Origin of the sequence: Falsiroseomonas sp. HC035 (genome assembly GCF_050563525.1) — a bacterium.
Taxonomy (GTDB): domain Bacteria; phylum Pseudomonadota; class Alphaproteobacteria; order Acetobacterales; family Acetobacteraceae; genus Falsiroseomonas.
In genome coordinates this window covers 321378-344355 of the sequence record NZ_JBNXUN010000006.1, presented here as the reverse complement: position 1 = coordinate 344355, position 22978 = coordinate 321378, and the positions used below count along the sequence as shown (strand labels likewise).

Here is a 22978-nt window from a genome sequence, read left to right as displayed (position 1 = left end):
GTGGATGAACCTGTTGGCCGCCTTGGTCACCGGCTGCCCAGGAAGGGCATCGCACTTGGCCAGGAAGTCTTGCAGTTGGTCGAGATCGATGATCGCGGGCTGATGCTGGACCTTGGGCGCCGCCAGCAACACCTTCGAGAGCTTCTCGGTTGCCGGGTTCGCAAAGCCGTCTGGAACATAGCCTTCAATCTCCAGCGTGTCGTAGAAGGTGCTCAGCATCCCGCGTAGGTCATGCATCGTCCTGAGCGTCCCCCGCTCCTCAATGGGGCGCAGCACCAGCCTCAGAATTGCGTCCCGAGTGATGGTCGCGACGTGCATGGACCCGATCTGCGGGTACACCTCGCGCTCGAAGATGCGGTGCACGCGCTCCTTATGGCCGGGCACCCACTGCTGGCGTTTGATCCAACGGCACGCGAGCGTTTTGACGGAGAACTCCCCCGCGTCCTCTGCCTTCGCCTGTGCGGCCTCCAGTTCGTCCGCCGTCTCCTGCCGCTCCTTGACGACCATGGGATCGTAGCCCGCCTCGACGAGCGCCATGATCTCGTTTCGGGCTTCCCGCGCGGCGAGAATGCCGAACCGCTTGGGCCCCGGGGCGCCTTCCTCGTAGACACCGATCTGAAAGGATTTCTCGACGCCCCCGAACATGTAACGAACCTGCCAGTACCGCCGCCCGCTCGGCATGATGCGGACACGCAGGTTGTTGCCGTCGCTGATGGTGCAGGGCTTCGCCTGTGGCTTCGCCCTGCGGATCTCCGCATCGGTCAGTAGCTTCCTGCGCTTCGGCTTCGGACCTTCATTGGTGGTCACGTCCGCCTCCTGTGGGTCTTCGGCGGACGCAGGGATTAGTCACATATGGCTGGCGCTTAAACAGCCGCGTTGGTGTCGGTGTGGAGCTTTCCGGCACGGTGCGGTGCGGTGCTGAAGTCCTCGGCTCGCATCGTCGTGAACGGGGGCGGGTGTTGAGCGAGGGGATCGGGCTTCCGCTCGTGGAGGCGGGACTGCAAGGATCGGTCCCGGCGTTCGTCCGTTGAGTTCGTTAAGTCCGTCGAGGCCGTCGAGGCCGTTGCGGCCGGTAAGGCCGGTAAGGCCGGTGAGGCCGATGATGGCGGGACAGAGGACTGGTGCACGCGGCGACAGGGCTTGGCCCAGCGACTCTTGCATGCCCGTGGTCTAGGCACCAAGCAATCGAGTTTACCCAGCCGGACGCAACGAAAGCAAAACGCAACGAAATATAAGTGGCGGAAGACCTAGCCTTCAGCCAGTTCGTTCTCTTACAGCACCGAAAAAAACGGGTAACGAATGTTGACGGCCGATTTTACCCGCCCTTTTACCCGTCCGCTGTCCCGCGCCCCTGATCCGGTGCAGTGCGGTGTTGAACGGGATGTTGACGGTTCCGCCTACTAACCGCTTAGAATACGCGGACTTTCGCGCCGTGTTCTGGGCTCGGCGACTGGCGAGGAAAGACCACGAATCCAATGTGGCGGACGGGGTGGGATTCGAACCCACGAGACGCTTCCGCGCCTACACACTTTCCAGGCGTGCGCCTTCGACCGCTCGGCCACCCGTCCTGCGCAAGGCGCGCTATCTACCCAGCAAGTTCCCGCCCCGCAACCCCGCCCGCCCCTTGTCCTGCGGAATTGGCGCAGGTTGCCGGCGGCCCCGTGTATGCCCCATAGCCGGTAACCCAACCCGTCCGAGGAGCCGTCGCCATGGACAAGGAAGATCTGACACGCTGGGCGCTGGCAAATGGCTGGCAGATGCTGGCTGGCCATCCCAGCCTGACCAAGCCTCGCGCGCCGAAGGAGGCGATCGTGCGCCTGGTGCTGAAGGCCACGGTCGTGCACGTCGAGGTCAAGAAGCCGGCCGGAAAGTGGGAGAAGATGACCGGCGCCGCCTATGGCGACATCCACCCGGACCCGGACACTGGCCTGCCCATCGGCCTCGGCCTCGACAGCATCACCGGCTTCACCATGCTGATGCAGGACAACCGGGACCGAATGGTCTTCGCGAAGATGACCGGCCCCACCTGAACCCCGCCACCTGAAGCCCGCCGCCTCGACCTCGCTCGCTGGGCGGTGCATAGGGGCGCCACTGATCCTGATCGGAGTTCAAGACGGATGAAGCCATCCGACATCGCGCGCGTGCAGGCCTACCTGCGCCGCCTCCTCGGCACGGAACGCATCACCCTGCTCGCGCCGCAGCGCCCCGGCCTCTCGGTCGAGGTGTCGGTGCAGGACGAGGTGATCGGCACCGTCCATCGTGACGACGAGGAGGGGGAGGTGTCCTACTCCGTCATGCTGACGGTGCTGGAGGAAGACCTGCCGCCTGCCTCGCCCGCGGCCCCGCCCGCGCGCGGACGCCGCTGAGCCTCAGCGCACCCGCCGATCCGGCACCTGCAGGAACAGGTTCGGCAGCGGCACGGGCTGGCTCTGCCCCAGGCTGGGTGGCACCAACCCGGTGCCGCAGGCCGGCCGCAGGATGCCGCAATCCCAGGCGTGGCGGTCCTGCTGGCCTGTCAGGCTGCCGCCACGGATGAAACGGCAGGCGCAGAGCTTGCCGGACAGGCACGCCACGGTCCCCTCCCGCACCGGAGTGCAGGCAGGAGGCGGCTGGGCCGATGCTGGCGTAGCAAGGCCGCAAAGCAACAGGATGAGCGGGATGCGGTGCATCCCCAAAGGCTGCGCCGGGGCGGCTTAACCCGGGCTTAGCGCTGCAAGAACCTGCCCCTCGGTCAGGATCTGCGGCAGCACCACGGGCTCCAGGGCGCCGGACGCCCAGAACAGGTACAGCGGCACGCCATCCCGTCCGTGGGCGCGCAGCATGGCGCCGATCGCCGGGTCGCCGCGTGTCCAGTCCGCCTTCAGATAGGCGATGCGGTGCTCCGCGAAGGCCCGTTGCACCGCATCCGCCCGCAGCGCCACGCGGTCATTCACCTGGCAGGTGATGCACCAGGCAGCGGTGGCGTTGACGAAGACAGGGCGACCGGCGGCACGCAGTTCCGCGACGCGCGCCTCGGACCAGGCCTCCGCGCCCGGCTCGGCGGCCGCGGCGGCCGGTGCCGTCGCCAACTGCGGCAGCAGCGCAAGCGCCACCAGCACGGCGAGGCCCGTCGCCGCCACGCCGGCGAGGCGCGGGCCACCGGCGCGCTGCACCAGTCCAAGGCCCCAGAGGCCCGCGGCCAGCACCACCGCCCCGGCAAGGCCGAACAGCACGCCATCGGGGCCAGCCTGCAGCGCTAGCACCCAGATCAGCCAGGCGGCGGTCGCATACATCGGGAAGGCCAGCGCCTGGCGCAGCCGTTCCATCCAGGCGCCCGGCCGTGGAAGCGCCCGCGCCAACCCCGGCGCCACGCCGAGCAGCGCATAGGGCGCCGCCAGCCCCACACCCAGCGCCAGGAACACCGCCATGGTGGCGGCCGGCGGCATCACCAGCGCGGCGCCCAGCGCCGCCGCCATGAAAGGCGCGGTACAGGGCGTCGCCAGCAGCACCGCAAGGCCACCGGTGGCGAAGGCGCCAAGCGGCCCGCCGCGCCCAGCGACGGCCTGCCCGGCGCCCACGGTGCGGCCGAAGGCGAAGACGCCCGAAAGGTTCAGCCCGACCGCCAGCACCAGCCACGCCATGCCGGCGACGAAAGCCGGCTGGGTGAACTGGAAGCCCCAGCCCGCCGCCACGCCCGCCGCGCGTAACGCCACCAAAAGCCCACCGACGGCAGCGAAGCTGACCAGCACCCCGGCCGTGTAGGCCGCCGCATGCAGCCGGATCTCGCCGCGCCCCGCGCCGCCGAGGCGGGCCAGCGCCATCGCCTTCATGGCCAGCACCGGGAAGACGCAGGGCATCAGGTTGAGGATCAGCCCGCCCGCCAATGCCAGCAGCACGGCCTTCCACAGCGTGGTGGTGCCGCCAGGGGTCTCCGCCGGGCCGGAGACGGCCGCCGAGACATCGAAAGCTGCCCGCTGTCCGCCGCCATCGCTCAGCACCAGCGTGCCACGCAATGCGGCTGGAGCCACGTCGGGCAGCAGCGCCAGGCCGAGGTTCAGCGTGCCGTCACGCAGGGTCAGGGGCTGTGGTGCGGTGTTGTCCAGCAGCCCGGGTTCCGCCGGGAAGAAGAACGCCTCCCGTACCGAGGCTGCATCAAGCCCGGTGCCGGCCAGCGTCAGGCTCGCGCGGCCCGGCCCGGCTCCCGCACGGGCTGCCCAGGGCAGGGGCCGGGGCAGCCGCGCGTCCAGGGCCTCGAACAGCGGCGCCCCGAATGGTGACTCCAGGCGCGCCGGGGCGACCGGCAGGGCCAGTTCGAAGCTGCCTTCCTCGGGGATGCAGACATCGGCGCAGACCAGCCAGGTCGCCTCCGCCCGCAGCGTCATCAGGTCGCCGGGCGCCAACGTTCCTGGGACGGCGACGGTCACCGGCAGCAGCACCTCCCCGGTATAGCCGAAATTGACCAGTGGGCCGTAGGGGATGCGCTCCGGTGCGGGCCAGGCGATTGGCGTCGCCGTGGCGCCCTGCGGCAGATCCAGCGCCAGCTCCGGCGCCGCCCCGGCATCGCCGGCATTGCGCCAATAGCTGTGCCATCCCGGCGCCAGCCGCAGCCGCAGCCCGGCCCGGAAGGTCTCGCCCGGCGCCACCGCGGCGGCATCCGTCACCAGCGTCGCCGTGGCGCGCAGCGATGCGACGGACCGGCTTTCATTCGCCCAGGCGGGGGTCCAGGCGGGGGTCCAGGCCCCCATGGCGAGGGTCAGCCCGAGGAGCAGGGTCGCGAGGCGCTTCATGCGGCAGATATAGCACGGCCCTTGGGATTTACGCCCCGTGCGGAACATGGCCCCGAGGTTGCGGCAAGGCGGTCTGTTCGGCGACCTCCAGGATGGCCTGCGCCACCGCCGCCGGCGTCGCGCCGGCGACAATCCGGCAGGGCTGCCGCGGCGGCGGTGCCGCCTCGGCGGCCGCGACGTCCCGGACCAGGCTCGCCAGTTCGGCGCGGCAGGCCGACAGGTCCTTGGCAGATTGCCACAGCGGCTCGGCGGGCTCCGATGGCCTGGGCGATCGTCTCCGCAGGTGGCGCGCCAGCCTCCACAGCCCGATCCGGGCGACCGGCACCTTCCACCGGAGCGAGCGCGCGAATCCCGAGCCGAGCAGCTCTGCTGCCAGCGGGCCGGACAGGGGGTCCACCAGCACCAGCCCGGCAACCTCCGAAGGATGCCGGGCCGCGTGCATCTGCGCGATGGGGGCGGCGGTGTCCTGGGCCACCAGCAGCCAGGGCGGTGCCAGATGCAGCCCCGCCAGCATCTCCCGCTGGTCCGCCAAGTTTGCCTCGGCACTGCGTGGTCCCGTGGCACGGGTGCTCCAATTGTGCCCGGCGCGGTCGAAGACCAGGATGAGCCAGCCAGGGCCCAGCGCCGCCACCACCTCCGTCCAGGCCAGGCTGCCACGCACCAGGCCGCCATCCATGACGATCACCGGCTGCGCCGGGTCGCGCCGGCGGCCGAGCAGGCTGGCATGCAGCAGCGTCTCGCCAATCGGCACATGCTGGCCCGGCATCGGAATGCGACGGCGATCACGTGCGGCGGCCCAGCGTTCGATGCCGGCGCCGAGGAGCGCCAGCGCGCCGGCGGTCAGACCAAGCACAGGTAGCCAGCCCTGCATCACGCCCCGCACGCCGCCCCAGCGGCGCGGCAGGGTCCCCGCGGACAGTCCCGAGCATCCGGCGGGGAGAAGGTGAAGGCTTGGCGCAAGATTCGAATCCCTGGGGCGAGGTCGCGGCGAAGCCGCGAGACCGACCCCGGCAACCTGCGGCGTGACGACGCATGACGCAACAGGACAAGTTGCAGGCCGAGTAAGATGCCACAAGTCAGCCTTGGGCCGGCCGTTCTTCTGGATAGAACGGCGGTCGGGATAGGGTTCGGAGACGCGTCGGCGGTCGTTCCTGGTCATGTCGCGGACAGCCTTCGCGGGCGACGCGGCATGTGCCAGGGCCCGCTTGCCCCCCGGCGAGGGCTTCGCTATACCCCGCGCCTCGCCGGAGTGTAGCTCAGCCTGGTAGAGCACTGTGTTCGGGACGCAGGGGCCGGAGGTTCGAATCCTCTCACTCCGACCATCATCGCAAGGCGCGCAAGCCCCGTCAGGACCTCGTCCTGGCGGGGTTTTTGATTCCGGCGCGGTCATCCCCCAGCGTCATTGCGCAGAATTAATCACAATCGGCTGCATCGCCCTGTTCCCAAAACGAGATCGTGTGCAATGCTTAAAAAGCACGCAAATCGCTGCGATGCCTGGGGAATGACCATGAACCGACCCTATCCGCTCGCCGCCGCCGCCCTTTTCGTGGGCATAATGTCGAATATTGGTGCAGTGCCGGCGCAGACAGTGATTGAAAGCGCCGGGCTGACCATCGCCACAACGCCCGCCGCCACCACCGATTATGTCTTCCGCGGCATGAGCCAGACCCGTGGCCGTCCTGCGGTCCAGTTGACGGTCGATGCGGAACACAGCTCCGGCGTCTATGTCGGCGCCTTCGCCAGCAACGTCACCTTCCCCGGCACCAATGCCCGTCAGGAACTCGACCTGCTCGCCGGCTACCGCTTCGCGGTGGGCGACCTGAAGCTGGATGTCGGCGCCATCTACTACACCTATCCGGGCTATGACGCGCCGACCGGCGGCTACGAGCTGAACTTCCTGGAGTTCGCGCTGCGCGCCTCCTATGAGATCGCGCCGGTCAAGCTGGTTGGCCTCGCCGCCTTCTCGCCGAACTTCACCGGTGAATCCGGCGCCGGCTACTATGTCGAGGGTGGCTTCGACATGGCCCTCGACTTCGGCTTCACCCTGGCCGCCCGCGCCGGCTACCAGTTCATCGAGCGCAACATCGCCCCCGCCAACGCCACGGACGGCTACTTCGGCGCACCCGACTACGCCAACGCCTCGCTCACCATCTCGCGCGAGATCTTCGCCGGCTTCACCGGCGCGCTGACCGGTGTGGTGACCTCGCTCGACAAGGATGCCGAATGCTTCGGCGGGTCCAAGGTCTGCGACAACCGCGTCATCCTGACCTTCAGCCGCGTCTTCTGACCCGACGGGGCGGCGGGCGCTCAGCCGCTGCGCGCCGCCCAGAACATCAGCGACTTGGCCGGGAATGCCCAGAGGATCCCGGCCGCCGCGAAATACAGGACCTGCACCAGCCAGTGCAGCCCGAGCACATGGTCGGCCAGTGCCACCACGACCATGACGTACAGCGTGAAGCCGAGCAGCCCGGCGACCAGGGCGATTGCGATGCGGGACATGGCGGCGATGTGGCCCGGCGCCGCACATCCGCCAAGCCCCATTCGTTGGCAGCCTGGCGCGAGCGCGCGCTGTTGCGGCACGGCCACGCGCCGGCGTAGCGTCCGCCGCACACGAGGAGCCTCCGACCGCATGGCCGAACCCAGCACGCAGCGACAGCCGCTTCAGCCCGATCCCGGCATTGACTTCAAGGACCACATCCGCGGCATCCCGGATTTCCCGAAGCCTGGCATCCTGTTCTACGACATCTCCACCCTGCTGCGGCACGGCCCGGCCTGGCGTTCCGCCATGGCGCGGATGGCGGAGATGGTGCGCCCGCACAAGCCGGACGTGCTGGCCGGCATCGAGAGCCGCGGCTTCCTGGTGGCGGCGCCGCTGGCACTGGAACTCGGGCTCGGCTTCGTCATGCTGCGCAAGCCGCGCAAGCTGCCGGGCCTGACCATCGGCCTGAACTACGCCCTGGAATACGGCACGGACCGCATCGAGATGCAGGCCGACGCCGTGCCGAAGGGCAGCCGCGTGGTGGTGCTGGACGACCTGCTGGCCACCGGCGGCACCATGGCGGCCGGCATTTCGCTGCTGCGCCAGGCCGGCGCCGTGGTCCCCTGTGCGGCGACGCTGGTGGAACTCAGCTTCCTGGGTGGCCGGTCGCGGATCGACGTGCCGTTCGAATCCCTGGTGACCTACGACAACTGAAAGCGCGGTCGCCACGTTTCTGCCCCATTCGCCCGGCTAGTAGTCCGGGCAGGCGGCAGAAGGAGGGCGAGGGGATGCAACCTGGAACGCCGACCCGGCGCGTCCTGGCCGGCCTGCTGGCGAGCGCGGCGCTTGGCTGCGCCCTGCGCCCGGCGGGGGCCGCCGTGCCCGTGCCGGAAGCCGCGACGCTGCTGGCCCCTGGTCCCGAGGGTGGGGCCATTGCCGGTCTGGCCGGCCGCGCCGCCAGCGCCCTGTCCCGCGGCCTTGTGCAGGCGTCGGCACTGCGCGTGGCGGTGCTGGGCGGGCCTGACGGTATCACCGCGGCCAACCGCTTCGCCTCCTCCACCGTCCGCGACGGCGCAATGCTGCTGCTGATGCCCGGTGCGGCGGCCCAGGCGCAGCTGGTGGGCGACCCCCGCGCGCGGTTCGAGCCGCGGCACTGGCCGGCGATCTGCGGCAGCGTGCAGCCCTGCATCCTTGCTGGCCCGCCCCCGGGCGGTCGCGGTGCGGCGCCGCTGCGCCTGGCGCTGCCCGGCCCGGCGGCGCCGGAAGCCGCGGCGCTGCTTGCGCTGGACCTCGCCGGGCAGCCTGCCGTGCCGGTGTTCAACCTGGCCGGTGCCCAGGCCGAGGCGGCGATCCGCGACGGTGGCGCGGATGCGCTGGTGCTGTCCGGCCTGACGGCTGAGGCGCAGGCGGCGGCGCTCGGCCTGGTACCGTGGTTTGCCTTCGATGCCGCCGGCAGCGCCCGCGACCCGGCCCTGCCCAATGTGCCGGCGCTGGGGGAAATACTGGCCGACACGCCGCGGCCCGACCTGCTGGAGGCGGCGCGTGGCGCGGGCGCGGCCCTGCGCGGCCGCGCCATGCTGGTGCTGCCGGCGCTGACCGCGGCCGATGTCGTCGCCCTCTGGCGCGCCGCCGCCCGCACCTGGCCGGAGGAGGCGCCCGACGCGCCGGAAGCCGGCACGCGCCGCGTCGGTGCCGGTCCGGCGACGACGCTGATGACGACGCTGTGCCCCTCGCCGGAGGCCTCGCTGGCCTATCAGCTCTGGCTGCTGCGCCGTCTGGGCTGGCAGGCGGCCAGCCGGGCCAGCGCGGCGATGCAACCGGGTTGACGCATCTTCGGGTCCGGCTGACACGCCGGCCAGTCTGGAAAATGCGCCAGCAGGCGCGCCTCCGGCTTATCAGAAGCCGTAGCTGATCCCGAGGCCGAAGCTGAACTGGTTCTCATTGCCCTCCCGCCGCACGATCGGGCTGTCCGCCGCGCTGCCGAGCAGGCGGCGATAGCCGAGCACGCCGACCAGCCCCCAATTCGGGGTCAGCTCGTAGTTCGCGGTCAGGGACAGCGCGACATCCTTGATGCCGCCCCCGGCGCTGAAGGCCGGCAGGCCGCTGGCAGCGGCGTTGCGCGCGTCGATGCCGAAATGCGTCTCGGTGTAGTCATCGCTGGCATAGGTCGCGACGGTGGTCAGGCCGACCCGGAGCCGCGCCACCGGGCTGAACCGGTAGCTGCCGCCGAAGGTGAACAGCGTGCCGTCATGCGCCGAGGACGCGTCCTGCAACACCTGCAGCTCGATCGCCGCTTCGTCGCGCGCGGTCAGCAGGCCGCGGAAGGGCAGGCGCAGGAAGGCGCCGGCCTCCACAGCGTCATCGACCTCGTCCAGCCGCTTCACCCGCGCATTGTCGGCATCGGATCGCCCACGCCGCAGCGCCACCACCGGGCCGAACTCGGCCGCCGGCCAGGGCGAGAGGTTGACGCGCAACCCGATGCCGCCGCCGAGCGTCGCGGTTTCGACATAGTTGGACCCGTAGCCCAGCCGTGCCGCCAGCAGGGGGCCGATGGTGCTGTCGTCCGAGCCCTCGTAGTCCGGGCCCGACAGCGCGCCGAGGCTGAAAAAGCCCGAGACCCGGGGCTCACCCTGGGCATGCGCCGGCACGGCCAGGAGCAGAGGCATTGCGGCGGCGAGCAGGGCCGGTCGAAGGGCAGGGTGCATCGGAAGGTCGAGCCTTTCAGGGTGGAAGCACCGAAAGTTCGACGTAAAACTGTCCATCGTCAAGATTGAGGTCGTAACGATATGTGACGCGAAGGTCTGGCCCAGACCTCATTCCATCAGGGGCAATCCTGCCACCGCCACGGCGAGCCCGCCGCGGGCCTCCCGCATCGCGCCGACGGCTATGCCGGCCACCGCCCAGCCCTCGCCCCGGCGTACCAGCAGCGGCGCGCCGGAAACGCCACGGGTGCCGGCACAGCCATGCTGCACCAGCAACCGCCCGGCGCCATCCACCACCTGCGCCAGCACCGAACAGGCCGTATCCGCCAGCAGCGCATGGGCGCGGTCCTGCTGCCATCCGCCCAGCATCGCCGGCGTGCCACGCGCCGGCAGCCCGGCGAGCGGCAGCACCGGCCCGGCCAGCGGCGCCGTCAGGCGCAGCACGGCCCAGTCGGCGCCGAAGGGGCCGGAGGTCGCCGCCTCGAAGCCCGGCGCCACCAGCAGCGAGGCGACGCGGGCCTGGGCGCGGAACGCGCCCCGGTGATAGCCGGCCAGCACATGCACCCGGCCCGGCTGCAGCATCCGGCGGGTCTGCCGCGCCACCAGGCAATGCGCAGCGGTCAGCACGCGGTCCGGCGCGATCAGCACGCCGGTGCAGCGGCCGCCGGCCTCCGACTGCACCCGCACCAGGCTGGACCAGGGCGCTTCGGCCACCTGCGCTGGCTGCCGCGATGACTGCCCGTCCAGGCCCGGCAGCGGCAGCGGCTGGCCGAGCGCGGGTCCGGCCAGCAGCAGCGCAAGCAGGGCCAGAGGCGCGATCATCGGCGTGCCGGAAGCCGGAAAATCAGCCAGGCGACCACCACGGCCATCGCCGCCAGCAGCCAGGGCACCACCGCGGCGCCCCAGAGATCCGCGGCAAGCCCAAGCCCCGCCGGCACCACCGCCACGCCGAGCGTCGCCGCCGAGACCTGCAACCCCACCGCCTGCGCCGCCGCCGCGGCCCCGAGCCGTGCGGGGGTCCGCGCCATCAGGGTCGGGTAGATCGGCGCCAGCGCCACCGCCAGCAGCGCCAGCGCCGGCAAGTCCGCCACGCCGCTGCCGAATACCAGCGCCGCCAGCACCGCGACCGGCGCCAGCAGCCGCAGCAGCAGGTCGGCGCCGATGCGGTCCACCACGAAGCCGAGCCCGATGCGGCCGCCGGTCAGCGCCGCGAAGAACAGCGTGGCGGCGGCGGCGCCCTCGGCCGGGGTGGCGCCGCGCGCGCCGGTCAGCACGGTCGCGGCCCATTGCCCGGCGCCGGCCTCCAGCCCGGTGTACAGGAAGAAGATCAGCACCTGCAGCCGCGCCAGCCGGTTGCGCAGCACCATGCCCATGCTGCTGCGCGGCGCATCGGGCGGCGGCGCGCCATCGGTCCAGCGCCCGCGGGTGAAGCCGAAGCAGATCGTCAGCAGGCCGAGCGCCAGTCCCACCGCCAGGTAGCCCGCCTGCCAGCCATGCCCCGCCGCCAGCAGCGCCGCTGCGACCGCCGGGCCGAGCGTTGCGCCAACGCCCCAGAAGCCATGCAGCCAATTCAGGTGGCGCGGCTGGAAGCGCGCGGCGGCGAAGGCGTTCATCGCCGCATCCACCGCGCCGCCGCCCAGCCCCGCCAACACCGCGAGTGCCACGAACACCACCCAGGGCGGCGCCATCGCCTGGCCAAGTGCCGCGGCGGAGGTCGCGGCCAGGCTCGCCACCAGCAGATTGCCGATGCCGAAGGCCTGGATCAGCCGCCCCGCGAGCATCCCGGCGACCACGTAGCCGCTGGCCATCGCCGCCAGCACCAGGCCAAGGCCCGCATTCGGCACGAGGTAGTGCGGCCGCAATTCGGGCCAGAGGCTGCCCGGCATCGGGTCCGGCAGGCCGAGGCCGATGAAGGCGAGGAAGGCGAGGGCGAGAAGGGGCACAGCCAGCCCCTACACCGGACCGGCGCCGCCGGCCATCAGCTCAGCTTCCGGCCGTCCTTCGTCGTGTAGCGCACCGGGCTGCCGGCCGGGTGTGCCACCATGTCGATATCCGAGTAGGTGGCGCCATCGCCGGGCAGGCGGGTGCCGACCTCCAGCACCGTCGCCTCCGCATCCGTGTGGTTGCGCAGGCAATGGCCGTCCGGGTCGCCGGCCCTGAAGCCGGCCGAATCACCAGGGCGCAGCACTTCCTCCCCGGCGTCGGTCACCAGCGTGACCTCGCCGGTCAGCACATGGATGAACTCGTCCGAGGCGTGCTGCCAGTGGCGCTGGCTGGACCAGGCGCCGGGCGGCAGGCGCAGCAGGTTGACGCCGAACTGCGTCAGCCCCGCCGCATCGCCCAGCCGTCGTCGTTCCCGCGTCCGGCAGGGCAGGTCATGCGGTGCCGGGTAGGCGGAGCCGATCACGGGTGGGACGGTGGCCGGGTCGATGCGCTTGGCCATGGTGCCTCCCTCAGTGCCGATGCGCTGCGGCCGGGCCACGGGCGCCGGCGGATTGCACGGCGAGCCGCACCTCGACCTCTCCCGCACGCTCGAACACCAGGGTCACCGGCACCGCCTCGCCCTGGTTCAGCGGCGCGCGGAGCTCCAGCAGCATCAGGTGCAGGCCGCCCGGGCCGAGCGTGACCGTCTCCCCCGCCGGGATCTCGATCGCCGGCACCGGCCGCATCCGCATCACGCCACCCTCGTGCAGGTGGGTGTGCAACTCGACCGCCCCGGCGATGCCGGCGCGGGCCGCGACCAGCCGGTCCGCCGCGCTGCCGGCATTGCGGATGGTGAGGTAGCCGGCCCCGGTGCGACCCGCCCCGGCGGCGCGGGTCCAGGGCGTTTCGATGCGCAGGTCGCTGGCTTGCTGGGCCAGGGTTTGGGCCGGGGTTTGGGCCAGGGCCTGGGCCTGGGCCTGGGCGATGCAGGAAGCGGCCAGCAGCAGGCCGAGCGTGCCGCGTCGTGTGATCCGGATCATGCTCTCAGCCCAGCAGGTCGAGGCTGTCCGCCCCGACTCCAGCGCGACCCTCGATCCGTCCCGCAAGTCGGGCAAGATTGGCGGCGATGCGGGCGCCGGCGACCGGGTCGCCGGTGGTGCAGGTGGCACTGGCGATGGTCAGCGCGCGCTGCATCGCCATGGTCTCGGCCGGGGTGGCGTGGGCCAGGGCGGCCTGCAGTGCCAGGCGGGCAGGCTCCAGCGCGCCGTCGCAGACGGCGGTCAAGTGCGCCTCCATCGCCTCCGCATCGCAGGCGGCGGCGCGGCGGGGGGCCAGGCTGCCGGCGGCGATCGCGGCGGCGGCGAGGGGCAGGAAGCGGCGGGAATGGGTCATCGGGGTGGCCCTCTCAGTTGCGCGGCAGCAGGCGGATGGCAGGGGCGGGCATGCGATAGTCGGTGATGCGGCGGCCGGGTTCGGGAATCTCGGTCCAGGCGGCCTGCATTCCCTCCGGGCAATCCTGCACCACGGGAATGTAGAGCAGGGTGCCGGGCGCGTCGGGCAGGCGAAGCCGCACGACGAACTCGTCGTAATGCGCCGAGTCCAGGCTGCCGCCCTCCCAGATGATCTCCGACAGTTGCGGTGCGGCGCCATGTCCGGTGGGGGCGGGCGCGTCGGCGCGTGGGACGGTGCGCAGCGTCCAGCCCGGCTTCGGCATCGGCAGGGCGTTGGTCACGCCCTCCGGCAGGCGCACGGTGAAGCGGATGGTCGGCGCACCGTCGCAGCCATGCGGCACGCGGAAGGTAGCGCGGGTGGTGCTGTTGGGCGGCGCCTGCTGGGTTTCCAGCGTGACATGCGCGGCAGCCGGCGTGCTTGCCAGGCCGCAGGCCAGCGCGAGGCTGGCCAGGTGGAGCTTGGTCATGATGAACGCGATCCTGAGTCCATGGAGGGAAAGCCTCGGTGGTGGTTCAGGAGGTGGGCGGCGCCCTCGGCGGTGGCTGGCAGCGCGGCGGAGGCGCAGGGCTGGGGGTGCTAGGCGGCGGCGGGTCCACGGCCTGGACCAGCAGCAGGGGCGCTACGAGCGTAACCGGCGGCTCCGGCAAGTTGGCGACGCCCGGCCCGCCACAGACCGGGCAGGGCATGGCGGCCGCGTGATCCCCGGCCGGGGCTTGGCCATCGGCCTCGTCCAGCGGTAGGGCGATGCTGCGCATCCCCTCCGCCGTGCAGATGTCCATGTGCAGCAGGTCGTGCGGAGCCGCCAGCCTCAGGCAGTGCCCGAAGGCGGTCCCCCACTGCATCAGCAGCAGCAGGACAAGCAGCCGGGTCAGGGTGGGGCGCAGGCGCACGCGTGGACCCTAGCACCGCCGGCCCCACAAACGAAAGCGGCGCGCAACCCTTCCGGATTGCGCGCCGCGACATGGTCAGGCCGTCAAGCTCAGTCGCTGTTCTGGCGGACGCCCATGAACTGGAGCAGCAGCTGGAACAGGTTCACGAAGTTCAGGTACAGGCCGAGCGCGTCGAACACGCTGCGCTTGCCGGCTTCGTCCGTGCCTTCGGCGTAGGCGTGCTCGATGTAGTCCGCCTTGATCCGCTGCGTGTCGTAGGCGGTGAGGCCCACGAAGACCACCACGCCGATCACGCTGATGGCGAATTGCAGGGCGGAGCTCTGCAGGAACAGGTTCACCAGGCCCGCGATGATGATGCCGATCAGGCCCATCATCATGAAGCTGCCCATCCGCGTCAGGTCGGCCTTCGTGGTGTAGCCGTACAGGCTGATCGCCGCGAACATGCTGGCCGTGACGAAGAAGGTGCTGGCGATGGACGCGCCCGTGTAGATCAGCAGGATGTTGGACATCGACGCGCCCATGACGGCGCAGAAGGCCCAGAACAGCGCCTGTGCCGTGGTCTTGCTCATCCGGTTGATGCCGAAGCTGAGCACCAGGATGAAGGCCAGCGGCGCGAACATCGCGATCCAGCCCAGAATGGTCGGCGCCGTCGCGTTGCCGCGTGGCGTGCGGACCACCTGGTAGAACAGGCTGGCGATGTCCGGGTTGGACGCGATCAGGTAGGCCACGATGCCGGTCAGGGCGAGGCCGGACGCCATCCAGTTGTAGACCCGTAGCATGTAGGCGCGCAGGCCTGCGTCGAGCGCAGCCGCGTCGACGCCCGTGGACCGCCCGAAGGGCTGGGTCCAGGCCGACGTGCCCGTCCGTAGGCGGTTGTCGGGACCGAGAGCCATGGTCGTGAAATCCTCCTTGCGGACGAGGGTGAAGGACCGTCCGCGTTCGGCGCATCATATGGAGTTTTCGTAATCCGGATCAACCGCTGGATTGACCGGAAGATGCGGATGTTTTCGGGCTCAGGCGGCCCCTTCGGTCCAGTAACCCTCATGCGGCACCGCGCCCTCCGCCTCCAGCGCCGGCCCCACCACCTCCACCTGCTCCGCCGCCGTCTCCAGCACCGCGCGAACGGACAGGTTCAGCCCGGCGGTATGCGGCTGCGCGTTGCGGAGATGCAGGATGGCGGCCGCGGACAGGCCGTACACCACCCGCCCGATGCCGGTGTAGAAGATGGCGGCCGCGCACATCGCGCAGGGCTCGCCCGAGGAATAGATGGTGGCGCGCCGCAGCCGGGGCCGCGGCACGGCGGCCGCGATGACGGCGGCGCAGGCGTTCATCTCGCTATGCGCCAGCGTGCCGCCGCCGCCGGCGCCCTGGGTGGACAGCCCTTCCGCCAGGATCGTGCCGTCTTCCGCCACCACCACGGCCGCGAAGGGCCGGTCGCCGCGGGCGCGCGCCATGCCCGCCAGGCGGAAGGCGTGGCGCAGATGGTCTTCGTCTTCGGGCAGCATGTCGGTTTCCATGCCGCCTTTGACGCCAAAGCTACTCGTTGCGCAACAGGGGCGCCGGCCGGGCGCGCAGCGCCAGCGCGGTGCCGATGTAGCCGAGCGCCAGGGTCAGCAGCACGCAGCCCAGCACCGTCAGCGCCAGCGTACCGGGCAGGAAGATCCACTCCGCCCGCATGACGAAGCGCACCACCGCCCAGCTCGCAGCCGACCCCGCCGCCGCCGCCAGCAGGCCGGCCACCAACCCCAGCAGCCCGAATTCCACCAGCCAGGCGCCTCGGATCTGGGACCGCGTGGCCCCGATCGTCTTCAGCACCACCGCATCCCGCACCCGCGCCCGCTGCCCCGCCGCCACCGCGCCGGCCAGCACCAGCATGCCGGCCAGCAGCGTGACGGAGGAGGTGGCCTGCAACGCCACACCCACCCGCGTCAGCAGCCCGGCCACTGCCTCCAGCGCATCGCGCACGCGAATGCCGGAGATGTTCGGGAAGGCGTCAGTCAGGGCGCGCAGCACGGCGGGCTCCACAGCCTCCGCGCTGCGCACCGTGGCGATGTGCGTGTGCGGCGCGGCGGCCAGCAGGCCGGGGGAGGCGACCATGACGTAGTTGATGCCGAGCCCCCGCCACTGGATCTCCCGCAGCGAGGCCACGCGCAGGTCGATGTCACGGCCCAGCACATTCACCGTCAGCGTCGAGCCGATGTTCACGCCCCAGCCCGCGGCCAGCCCCGCATCGAAGGACACCAGCGGCGGCCCGCTGTAATCCGCCGGCCACCACTGCCCGGCGACGATCCGCGTGCCGTCCGGCGGGGTTGCCGCATAGGTCAGGCCGCGATCGCCGCGCAGCGCCCAGCGGGTGTCCTCCGTCGCCTGCACCTGCTCCGCCGGCGTTCCGTCCACCGCGACGATGCGGGCGCGCAGCGAGGGCACGCTGCGCACCTCCGACACGCCCGGCAGGCCGGCCGCCATGCTGTTGAACTGCGCCGACTGGTCCGACTGGATGTCAATGAAGAAGAAGCTCGGCGCCGCATTCGGCATCTGGTCCGAAAGCTGCCGGCGCAGATTGCCCTCGATGGTCGCGATCGCCGCCAGCGTGGTCAGGCCGATGCCGAGCGCCACCAGCATGGTCGGCGTCGGCGTACCGGGCCGGTGCAGATTGGCAAGCCCCAGCCGGAAGGCCGGCCGGCGGATGCCGCGCAGGCGCTTCGCGAAGGCCATCAGCCCGGTCGCGCCCAGCCGGAACAGCAGCAGGGTCAGCGCCGCGCCGGCGCAGAAGCCGAGCGCGAAGCGCGGCTGTTCCGCCGTGCCCACCACCAGCCCGACCAGCGCCAGCGCGCAAAGCCCCGTCGCCACCAGGATGCCCCGCGAAGGCCAGCCGGGATTCGCGGTGACCAGGTCCCGGAACAGCGCCGCGCCGGGAATCCGCTGCGCCCGCCCAAGCGGCCACAATGAGAAGGTCAGCGCCGTCAGCAACCCGTACAGCGCCGCCAGCGCCAGCGGCACCGGGTAGATGCCAAGTCGCGGCGGCACCGGCAGTGCCCCCGCCAGCGCCTGCGCCGCCAGCCAGGTCAGGCCGAAGCCCGCCACCAGCCCGATGCCGATGCCGGCCACCGCCAGCACCAGAACCTGGATCAGGTAGGTCGCCAGGATGGTTCCGGCCGGCGCGCCGATGCAGCGCAACGTGGCGATGGTGCGGCCGCGCGCCTCGAGCCAGGCGCGCACGCCGGTGGCGACGCCGATGCCGCCGACCAGCAGCGCGGTGAAGCCGGCCAGCACCAGGAAGGCGGAGGCGCGGTCCAGGAAGCGGTTCACCCCCGGCTCCGCCTGGTCCGCCGTCCGCACCCGCCAGCCGCCGTCGCCCACCGTATCCCGGAAGGTTGTGGCGAAGCGGCGCACATCGGTACCTTCCGGCAGGCGCAGGCGGGTGTCGTAGGAGATCAGCGATCCGGGCTGGATCAGCGCCGTCTCCGGCAGCGCCTCCGCCAGCACCAGGGCGCGCGGGCCGAGCACGGCGGGGCTGGCGATCCGGTCCGGTTCCTGCGCGATGGTGCCGGCGAAGACCAGGGAGGCCTCGCCGATCCGTACCGCGTCTCCCGGGCGCACACCCAGGCGCTCGACCACCGAAGCCTCCAGCGCCACGCGGTGCCGGCCATCCTGCGTCGCCAGGCTGGCGCCCGGCGGCTCCAGGCGCAATTCGCCATACAGCGGATAGGCCGCATCCACAGCCTTCATCTCGACCAGCGCCCGCTCGCCGGAAGGCGCCACGGCCATGGCGCGCATCTCGACCACCTGGGAGGTCGCGGCACCCCGCGCCCGCGCCCATTCCAGAGCCGCTTCGGGCAAGGGCTGGTAGTTCACCCGCACCTCGACATCGCCACCGAGCAGCCGCGCGCCATCGGCCATTAGCCCGGCCTGCGTCGCGGCACGCAGGGTGCCGACCGCGGCGATTGCGGCGACGCCGAGCGCCAGGCAGGCCAGCACGATCTGCAACTGCCGCACGCCGCCGCGCAGTTCCCGGCGCGCCAGCCGCGCGCCCTGCACCACATGCACCCACATATCCGTCATTCCGCCGCCAGCTTCAGCCCTGCGGTGTCGGAGACGATGCGCCCATCCTCCATCCGCACCTGCCGGCCGCAGCGTTCCGCCAGCACCGGGTCATGCGTGATCAGCAGCAGCGTGGTCCCGAGCCGCGCCTGCAGCCCGAACAGCAGGTCCATCACCATGGTGCCGGTGGCGCGGTCCAGATTGCCTGTGGGCTCATCGGCCAGGATCAGCCGCGGCTCCGCCACCACGGCGCGCGCCAGGGCGGCGCGCTGCTGTTCGCCTCCCGACATCTGGCCGGGGTAGTGGTCCAGCCGGTGGCCAAGGCCGACCTCCTTCAGCGCCGCCGCGGCAACGTCGAAGGCATCCCGCCTTCCGGCGAATTCCAGCGGCATCGCGACATTCTCCTGCGCCGTCATGGTCGGCACCAGGTGGAAAGCCTGGAACACGATCCCCACCTCGTCGCGACGGAACCGGGCCAGGGCATCCTCGTCCAGCGCCCCCATATCCCGCCCGGCCACCGTCAGGCGCCCGGCACTCGGCGTCTCGAGGCCCGCCAGCAGCATGAGGAGCGATGTCTTGCCCGACCCCGACGGCCCGACGATGCCCACCGCCTCCCCCGACGCCACGTCCAGGTCCACCCCGCGCAGCACATGCACCGGGCCGGAGGCCGCGCGCGCGGTGAAGACGAGGTTGTGGGCGGCGATCAATGGCGCTGCTGTCACGGGTGATCGGTCCTGTTACGAAGGTTTCACGCCATATGGGCGCCGCGCTGCGCTGCAAAAGGCGGCTCTGGGTATCGGAGTATTGCTGGCCGGAACGAAGCTGGTGGAAGCCCAGCCCTCCGGCCGGCCCATCCGCCTGCTGATGCTGGGTGATTCGATCACCGCCGGCTACGGCCTGGCGCGGGGGGAGGGACCGCCGGCGCGGATCGAGGCTTTGCTGCGCGACCGTGGCCGCAACGTGACGCTGCAGGATGCCGGCGTGTCCGGCGACACCACCGCGGGAGGGCGTGCCAGGCTGGAATGGGCGCTGGCGGACCGGCCGGATGCCGCGATCGTGGCGCTCGGCGGCAACGACGCGCTGCGTGGCCTGACGCCGGCGCAGATGCGCGCCAACCTCACCGCGATCCTGGATGGGCTGGCGGCGCGCAACATTCCCGTGCTGCTGGCCGGGATGATGGCACCGCCCAATCTGGGTGCCGAATACGGCCGCGAATTCGCCGCCGTGTTCAGCGACCTGGCCGCCGCCCGGCCGCAGTTGGTGTTCTACCCCTTCCTGCTGGAGGGCGTGGCCGGCGACCCGGCGTTGAACCAGGCGGACCGCATCCACCCGAACCCGCGCGGCGCGCAGATCCTGGCGGAGCGCATGCTGCCTGCCATCGAAACGCTACTGGACCGCGTGTCGGCTTCTGCACCACGGTAGTGCAGCCCGCCTGATTCGGAGCGCCGGGATGTTGCGCCTGTTCGTTGCCCTCGCCTTGCCCGACCAGGTCAAGGCGCAACTCGCCGCCCTGTCCGGCGGCCTGCCCGGCGCCCGGTGGGTGCCCGCCGAGAACTACCACCTGACGCTGCGCTTCATCGGCGAGATCGAGGCCTGGCAGGCGGAGGAGGTGGATGCGGCGCTGGCCGCCATCCGCGCACCGCGTTTCGACCTGGCGCTGGCCGGCATCGGCACTTTCGAAAAGGGCGGCCGCATCCAGTCCATCCACATCACGGCAGAACGCAGCCCGGGCCTGACCCACCTGCAGGCGAAGGTGGAGACCGCGCTGCAACGGGTCGGCCTGCCTCCCGAGCGCCGCCGCTTCGCCCCGCACGTGACGCTGGCGCGGACCGACAAGGTGGAAACGCACAAGCTGATCGGCTTCATCCAGGCGCACAGCCTGTTTCGTTCGCCACCCGTGCCGGTGGAGAATTTCTGCCTGTTCTCGTCCTTCCTCGGGAAGGAGGCGGCGCATTACACGCCAGAGGTGGAATACGCGCTTGGGTGAGCAGGGGCATCATCGGCATCGATCGTGATGAGGCCGACCGAATTGCGCATGGCGGCGCAAATGATCCGGACCAATAGCCGGATCTTCAGGGACCACTGGGGCGCACGGCGGCGCTGATGCTGCCGCAAGGTCAGGGACGGCGCTGTATCCACGGGGGCTCATAGCCACGGGAACACGGATTTGTTATGATTTGCGGGTCGGGCGCATTGCATGCGTCACCGGGGCGGCCATCGCGAACGCGGGCTTTCGCCGCGGCCAGCATAGGAATTTCTGCATTTTGTTAGCCAATACGCCGCGTCCGCTGGACTGGAATTCCAGGCATCTGCATGCGGCCATCAATGCCGCCGGCGTGGGGTTGTGGTGGTGGAACGTCGAAAGCGACGAAATGGCGATGGACGAGCGGTCCTACGCCTTGTGGGACATGCACGGAGGCAGCGCCGCGACCTTCAACGACTTGTCCGCGAAGATCCATCCGAAGGACCTGGACCGCGTGCGCGCGGCCTTCGCGGAGACGCGTGCCATCGCGGGACCCTACGAGATCGACTTCCGCATCCTGTCCGGCGACGACATCCGCTGGGTCTCGGCGCGCGGCAAAGGCAATGATGCTGATATCCAGCACAACGTCATGCGCGGCATCTTCCTCGACGTGACCGGCCGCAAGCAGGCCGAGGAAGCCAACCAGCTGCTGGCCGGGGAAATGAGCCACAGGGTCAAGAACCTGTTGCTCGTCGCCTCCCAACTCGCCCAGATCACCTCGCGATCCGCGACGACCACCGCGCAGATGGCGCAGGATCTTTCAAAGCGGCTGACGGCGCTGGGCCGCGCGCACGATCTCGTCCGCCCGAAGGGAGGCCGCCCGGTGGAGGCGGCGCTGCTCGGCGACCTGATCTCGGTGCTGTTGCAGGCCTATGACGAGACGGACGGATCCTCGGGCCGCATCCGGGTCTCGGTGCCGCGAATGGACATCGGCGAGGGCGCGGCCACCGCGCTGGCCCTTGTGGTGCATGAGTTGGCAACCAACTCTCTGAAATACGGAGCACTTTCAGCGGAACGCGGCACGCTGCACATCGGCTGTACCGCGTCTGGCGATGAGGTGGTCGTCGTCTGGACCGAACGTGGCGGTCCGGCGGTCGTGCCGCCTTCGACGGCCACCGGCTTCGGCAGCGAGCTCATCCGGCGCAGCATGGCGCATCAGCTCGGCGGCAGCATTGCCTTCGACTGGGCGCCGGACGGGCTGATCGTCACGCTGCAGATGCGTCGGGACCGGCTTTCCGCCTGACGTGACGCCCTGATTGGCGCCTCGCCCTCAGGCCGCCTTGAGGAAGGTCAGCAGCTTCTCCGACGCCGCCGCCTTGTCCGTGCGGTCGATGGCGGCGAGTTCCGCGGCCAGGCGGTCCAGCGCCTGTTCGTAGATCTGCCGTTCGGAGAAGGACTGGTCCGGTTGGCCGGCGTTGCGGTGCAGGTCGCGCACGACCTCCGCGATCGCCAGCGGGTCGCCGGAGTTGATCTTCGCCTCGTATTCCTGGGCGCGGCGGGACCACATGGTGCGCTTGATGCGGGCACGGCCGCGCAGCACTTCCAGCGCCTCCGCCATCGCCTCATCCGTCGCCAGCTTGCGCAGGCCGGAGGAGGCGGCCTTGTTCACCGGCACCCGAAGCGTCATGCGGTTCTCCTCGAAGGTGACGATGATCACCTTCAGGGACATGCCGGCCACCGGCATTTCCTCGATGCCCTGCACTTGGCCGACGCCATGGGTCGGATACACCACATGGTCGCCCGGCTTGAATTCCGGCGGCGGTCCCTTGGGGCGCGGCGGCGGCAACGGCGTGCCATCCTCCGGATCCTCGACGCGCGGCGCGCCGCGGGGCGGGTACATCGGCGGGCGCGGAGCGTTGGAGGAGCCGGACCCGGACCGGGAGGGCGGCCGGTGCGGCGGCGGCGGCGAATCCTGGCGCAGGGGCTGAGGCGCGGTGCCGTATTTCACCGCGGGCTTCTCGACGGCGGCGGCCGGTTCGGTCGCCGGCTTGGACTTCGCCGCGCCGGTATCGCCGGGCTTCGCCTGGGCGGTTTGCTTCATCTGGCCACCCGATTCTGCATCCCGTGCCGCGCAGCACCCCCGGCCAAAGGCGGAGGCGCGGCGGTCCCGGGCATGTCATGGACCCAATGGGCAGGAACGCGCGACGGTGTCACAGTTTTCGTCGCAGTTTCCCGATCCCATTGATAATATAATACAAAGCCCGACGAATTTCCACCCCTGTCACGTCATGGGACGGCAGGCTGCGGAAATCCTTCAGATCTTGCCGGGCGCGGGGTCGAACAGCTCCTTCTTGCCGGGCTTGTCCTTCCAGGCATCCGCATCGTCCGGCGGTTCGCCCTTGCGGGTGATGTTCGGCCATTCCGCGGCATAGGTGCGGTTCAGTTCGACCCAGGGGGTCGCCTTGTCGTCGCTGTCGGGCAGGATGGCCTCGGCCGGGCATTCCGGCTCGCAGACGCCGCAGTCGATGCATTCATCCGGGTGGATGACCAGCATGTTCTCGCCGACATAGAAGCAGTCCACCGGACAGACTTCGACGCAGTCCATGTACTTGCACTTGATGCAATTCTCGGTGACGACGTAGGTCAACTGCGCCTCCGGCGGGGATGCGATGCCGCGCCCTGCGGCGGCCTCACCACCGCGCGGAAAGTCCGGCGCGGCCAGTTCCACATGGCGCAGCACCGCTCACAAGGCAAGCGGGTGC

The 22978-nt window shown here is 70.9% G+C and carries 27 protein-coding genes and 2 tRNA genes; 9 read left to right on the top strand and 20 right to left on the bottom strand.

The window, feature by feature from the left end; translation table 11 throughout:
* Together ACLF3G_RS15955 and ACLF3G_RS15950 are read right to left on the bottom strand one after the other, a co-directional pair.
* The coding region (locus ACLF3G_RS15955) for a tyrosine-type recombinase/integrase (protein ID WP_430670377.1) at positions 1–807 on the bottom strand (807 nt) is incomplete at its 3' end.
* 671 nt (positions 808–1478) lie between these two features.
* Positions 1479–1568: transfer RNA gene (locus ACLF3G_RS15950), tRNA-Ser, on the bottom strand.
* Positions 1569–1709: 141 nt separating this feature from the next.
* Between ACLF3G_RS15950 and ACLF3G_RS15945 the strand changes: the two genes are divergently transcribed.
* Together ACLF3G_RS15945 and ACLF3G_RS15940 are read left to right on the top strand one after the other, a co-directional pair.
* Complete coding sequence (locus ACLF3G_RS15945; protein WP_430670376.1) at positions 1710–2030, top strand: hypothetical protein; 321 nt, start codon at positions 1710–1712, stop codon at positions 2028–2030.
* A gap of 87 nt (positions 2031–2117) precedes the next feature.
* Entirely contained in the window at positions 2118–2366 is a 249-nt protein-coding gene (locus ACLF3G_RS15940) for a DUF3126 family protein (protein WP_430670375.1), read from the top strand.
* Between the two features lie 3 nt (positions 2367–2369).
* Here ACLF3G_RS15940 and ACLF3G_RS15935 read toward each other — a convergent pair whose 3' ends face one another.
* The 3 genes from ACLF3G_RS15935 to ACLF3G_RS15925 all read right to left on the bottom strand — a co-directional run bounded on the left by ACLF3G_RS15935 (position 2370) and on the right by ACLF3G_RS15925 (position 5619).
* Positions 2370–2588 carry a hypothetical protein gene (locus ACLF3G_RS15935; RefSeq protein WP_430670374.1) on the bottom strand — a complete coding sequence of 73 codons (219 nt, stop codon included), beginning with the start codon at positions 2586–2588 and terminating at the stop codon, positions 2370–2372.
* A 105-nt stretch (positions 2589–2693) separates the two neighbouring features.
* Positions 2694–4766 (bottom strand): protein-disulfide reductase DsbD family protein, encoded by a 2073-nt coding sequence (locus tag ACLF3G_RS15930; RefSeq protein WP_430670373.1) that lies wholly within the window; start codon positions 4764–4766, stop codon positions 2694–2696.
* A gap of 28 nt (positions 4767–4794) precedes the next feature.
* Positions 4795–5619 (bottom strand): alpha/beta fold hydrolase, encoded by an 825-nt coding sequence (locus ACLF3G_RS15925; protein ID WP_430670372.1) that lies wholly within the window; start codon positions 5617–5619, stop codon positions 4795–4797.
* 392 nt (positions 5620–6011) lie between these two features.
* Here ACLF3G_RS15925 and ACLF3G_RS15920 point away from each other — a divergent pair.
* Both ACLF3G_RS15920 and ACLF3G_RS15915 read left to right on the top strand, forming a co-directional pair.
* Positions 6012–6088: transfer RNA gene (locus ACLF3G_RS15920), tRNA-Pro, on the top strand.
* Positions 6089–6273: 185 nt separating this feature from the next.
* Complete coding sequence (locus tag ACLF3G_RS15915) at positions 6274–7053, top strand: TorF family putative porin (protein ID WP_430670371.1); 780 nt, start codon at positions 6274–6276, stop codon at positions 7051–7053.
* Between the two features lie 20 nt (positions 7054–7073).
* Here the strand turns inward: ACLF3G_RS15915 and ACLF3G_RS15910 are convergent, their stop codons facing one another.
* Positions 7074–7265, bottom strand: coding sequence for a DUF2842 domain-containing protein (locus tag ACLF3G_RS15910; protein WP_430670370.1), 192 nt, complete (start codon positions 7263–7265; stop codon positions 7074–7076).
* Between the two features lie 178 nt (positions 7266–7443).
* Between ACLF3G_RS15910 and ACLF3G_RS15905 the strand changes: the two genes are divergently transcribed.
* The gene (locus ACLF3G_RS15905; RefSeq protein WP_430670383.1) at positions 7444–7959 is read left to right on the top strand and encodes an adenine phosphoribosyltransferase; all 516 of its coding nucleotides are present in this window, start codon (positions 7444–7446) and stop codon (positions 7957–7959) included.
* Positions 7960–8033: 74 nt separating this feature from the next.
* Positions 8034–9071 (top strand): hypothetical protein, encoded by a 1038-nt coding sequence (locus tag ACLF3G_RS15900; protein WP_430670369.1) that lies wholly within the window; start codon positions 8034–8036, stop codon positions 9069–9071.
* A 69-nt stretch (positions 9072–9140) separates the two neighbouring features.
* Here the strand turns inward: ACLF3G_RS15900 and ACLF3G_RS15895 are convergent, their stop codons facing one another.
* The 12 genes from ACLF3G_RS15895 to ACLF3G_RS15840 all read right to left on the bottom strand — a co-directional run bounded on the left by ACLF3G_RS15895 (position 9141) and on the right by ACLF3G_RS15840 (position 18975).
* Positions 9141–9911, bottom strand: a complete 771-nt coding sequence (locus ACLF3G_RS15895; protein WP_430670368.1) for a MipA/OmpV family protein — start codon at positions 9909–9911, stop codon at positions 9141–9143.
* Between the two features lie 147 nt (positions 9912–10058).
* Positions 10059–10769, bottom strand: a complete 711-nt coding sequence (locus ACLF3G_RS15890; protein ID WP_430670367.1) for a trypsin-like serine peptidase — start codon at positions 10767–10769, stop codon at positions 10059–10061.
* Entirely contained in the window at positions 10766–11890 is a 1125-nt protein-coding gene (locus ACLF3G_RS15885; protein WP_430670366.1) for an MFS transporter, read from the bottom strand. Before ACLF3G_RS15885 ends, ACLF3G_RS15890 begins: the two co-directional genes overlap by 4 nt.
* A 35-nt stretch (positions 11891–11925) precedes the next feature.
* Positions 11926–12390 carry a cupin domain-containing protein gene (locus ACLF3G_RS15880; RefSeq protein ID WP_430670365.1) on the bottom strand — a complete coding sequence of 155 codons (465 nt, stop codon included), beginning with the start codon at positions 12388–12390 and terminating at the stop codon, positions 11926–11928.
* 10 nt (positions 12391–12400) lie between these two features.
* Positions 12401–12910 (bottom strand): copper chaperone PCu(A)C, encoded by a 510-nt coding sequence (locus tag ACLF3G_RS15875; protein WP_430670364.1) that lies wholly within the window; start codon positions 12908–12910, stop codon positions 12401–12403.
* Between the two features lie 4 nt (positions 12911–12914).
* Positions 12915–13262, bottom strand: coding sequence for a hypothetical protein (locus ACLF3G_RS15870; protein ID WP_430670363.1), 348 nt, complete (start codon positions 13260–13262; stop codon positions 12915–12917).
* Between the two features lie 13 nt (positions 13263–13275).
* Positions 13276–13788 carry a YcnI family protein gene (locus tag ACLF3G_RS15865; RefSeq protein ID WP_430670362.1) on the bottom strand — a complete coding sequence of 171 codons (513 nt, stop codon included), beginning with the start codon at positions 13786–13788 and terminating at the stop codon, positions 13276–13278.
* Positions 13789–13834: 46 nt separating this feature from the next.
* On the bottom strand, positions 13835–14212 hold the full coding sequence (locus tag ACLF3G_RS15860; protein WP_430670361.1) for a DUF2946 family protein: 378 nt from the start codon (positions 14210–14212) through the stop codon (positions 13835–13837).
* 89 nt (positions 14213–14301) lie between these two features.
* Entirely contained in the window at positions 14302–15105 is an 804-nt protein-coding gene (locus ACLF3G_RS15855; RefSeq protein ID WP_430670360.1) for a Bax inhibitor-1/YccA family protein, read from the bottom strand.
* 120 nt (positions 15106–15225) lie between these two features.
* Positions 15226–15717, bottom strand: a complete 492-nt coding sequence (locus tag ACLF3G_RS15850) for a nucleoside deaminase (protein WP_430670359.1) — start codon at positions 15715–15717, stop codon at positions 15226–15228.
* Between the two features lie 31 nt (positions 15718–15748).
* Positions 15749–18274, bottom strand: coding sequence for an ABC transporter permease (locus ACLF3G_RS15845; RefSeq protein WP_430670358.1), 2526 nt, complete (start codon positions 18272–18274; stop codon positions 15749–15751).
* Positions 18271–18975: an ABC transporter ATP-binding protein gene (locus ACLF3G_RS15840; protein WP_430670357.1), complete on the bottom strand. Its 705-nt coding sequence runs from the start codon at positions 18973–18975 to the stop codon at positions 18271–18273. Before ACLF3G_RS15840 ends, ACLF3G_RS15845 begins: the two co-directional genes overlap by 4 nt.
* Before the next feature lie 82 nt (positions 18976–19057).
* On the opposite strand from ACLF3G_RS15840, the gene ACLF3G_RS15835 reads away from it, so the two are divergent.
* From ACLF3G_RS15835 to ACLF3G_RS15825, 3 genes are all read left to right on the top strand, one after another.
* Complete coding sequence (locus ACLF3G_RS15835) at positions 19058–19675, top strand: arylesterase (protein WP_430670356.1); 618 nt, start codon at positions 19058–19060, stop codon at positions 19673–19675.
* A 28-nt stretch (positions 19676–19703) separates the two neighbouring features.
* On the top strand, positions 19704–20240 hold the full coding sequence (gene thpR / locus ACLF3G_RS15830) for an RNA 2',3'-cyclic phosphodiesterase (RefSeq protein ID WP_430670355.1): 537 nt from the start codon (positions 19704–19706) through the stop codon (positions 20238–20240).
* Positions 20241–20430: 190 nt separating this feature from the next.
* Entirely contained in the window at positions 20431–21519 is a 1089-nt protein-coding gene (locus ACLF3G_RS15825) for a sensor histidine kinase (RefSeq protein ID WP_430670354.1), read from the top strand.
* A gap of 27 nt (positions 21520–21546) precedes the next feature.
* Here ACLF3G_RS15825 and ACLF3G_RS15820 read toward each other — a convergent pair whose 3' ends face one another.
* The gene (locus tag ACLF3G_RS15820; protein WP_430670353.1) at positions 21547–22317 is read right to left on the bottom strand and encodes a CarD family transcriptional regulator; all 771 of its coding nucleotides are present in this window, start codon (positions 22315–22317) and stop codon (positions 21547–21549) included.
* A 213-nt stretch (positions 22318–22530) separates the two neighbouring features.
* Positions 22531–22863, bottom strand: coding sequence for a ferredoxin FdxA (fdxA, locus tag ACLF3G_RS15815; RefSeq protein ID WP_430670382.1), 333 nt, complete (start codon positions 22861–22863; stop codon positions 22531–22533).
* Between the last annotated feature and the right edge of the window lie 115 nt (positions 22864–22978).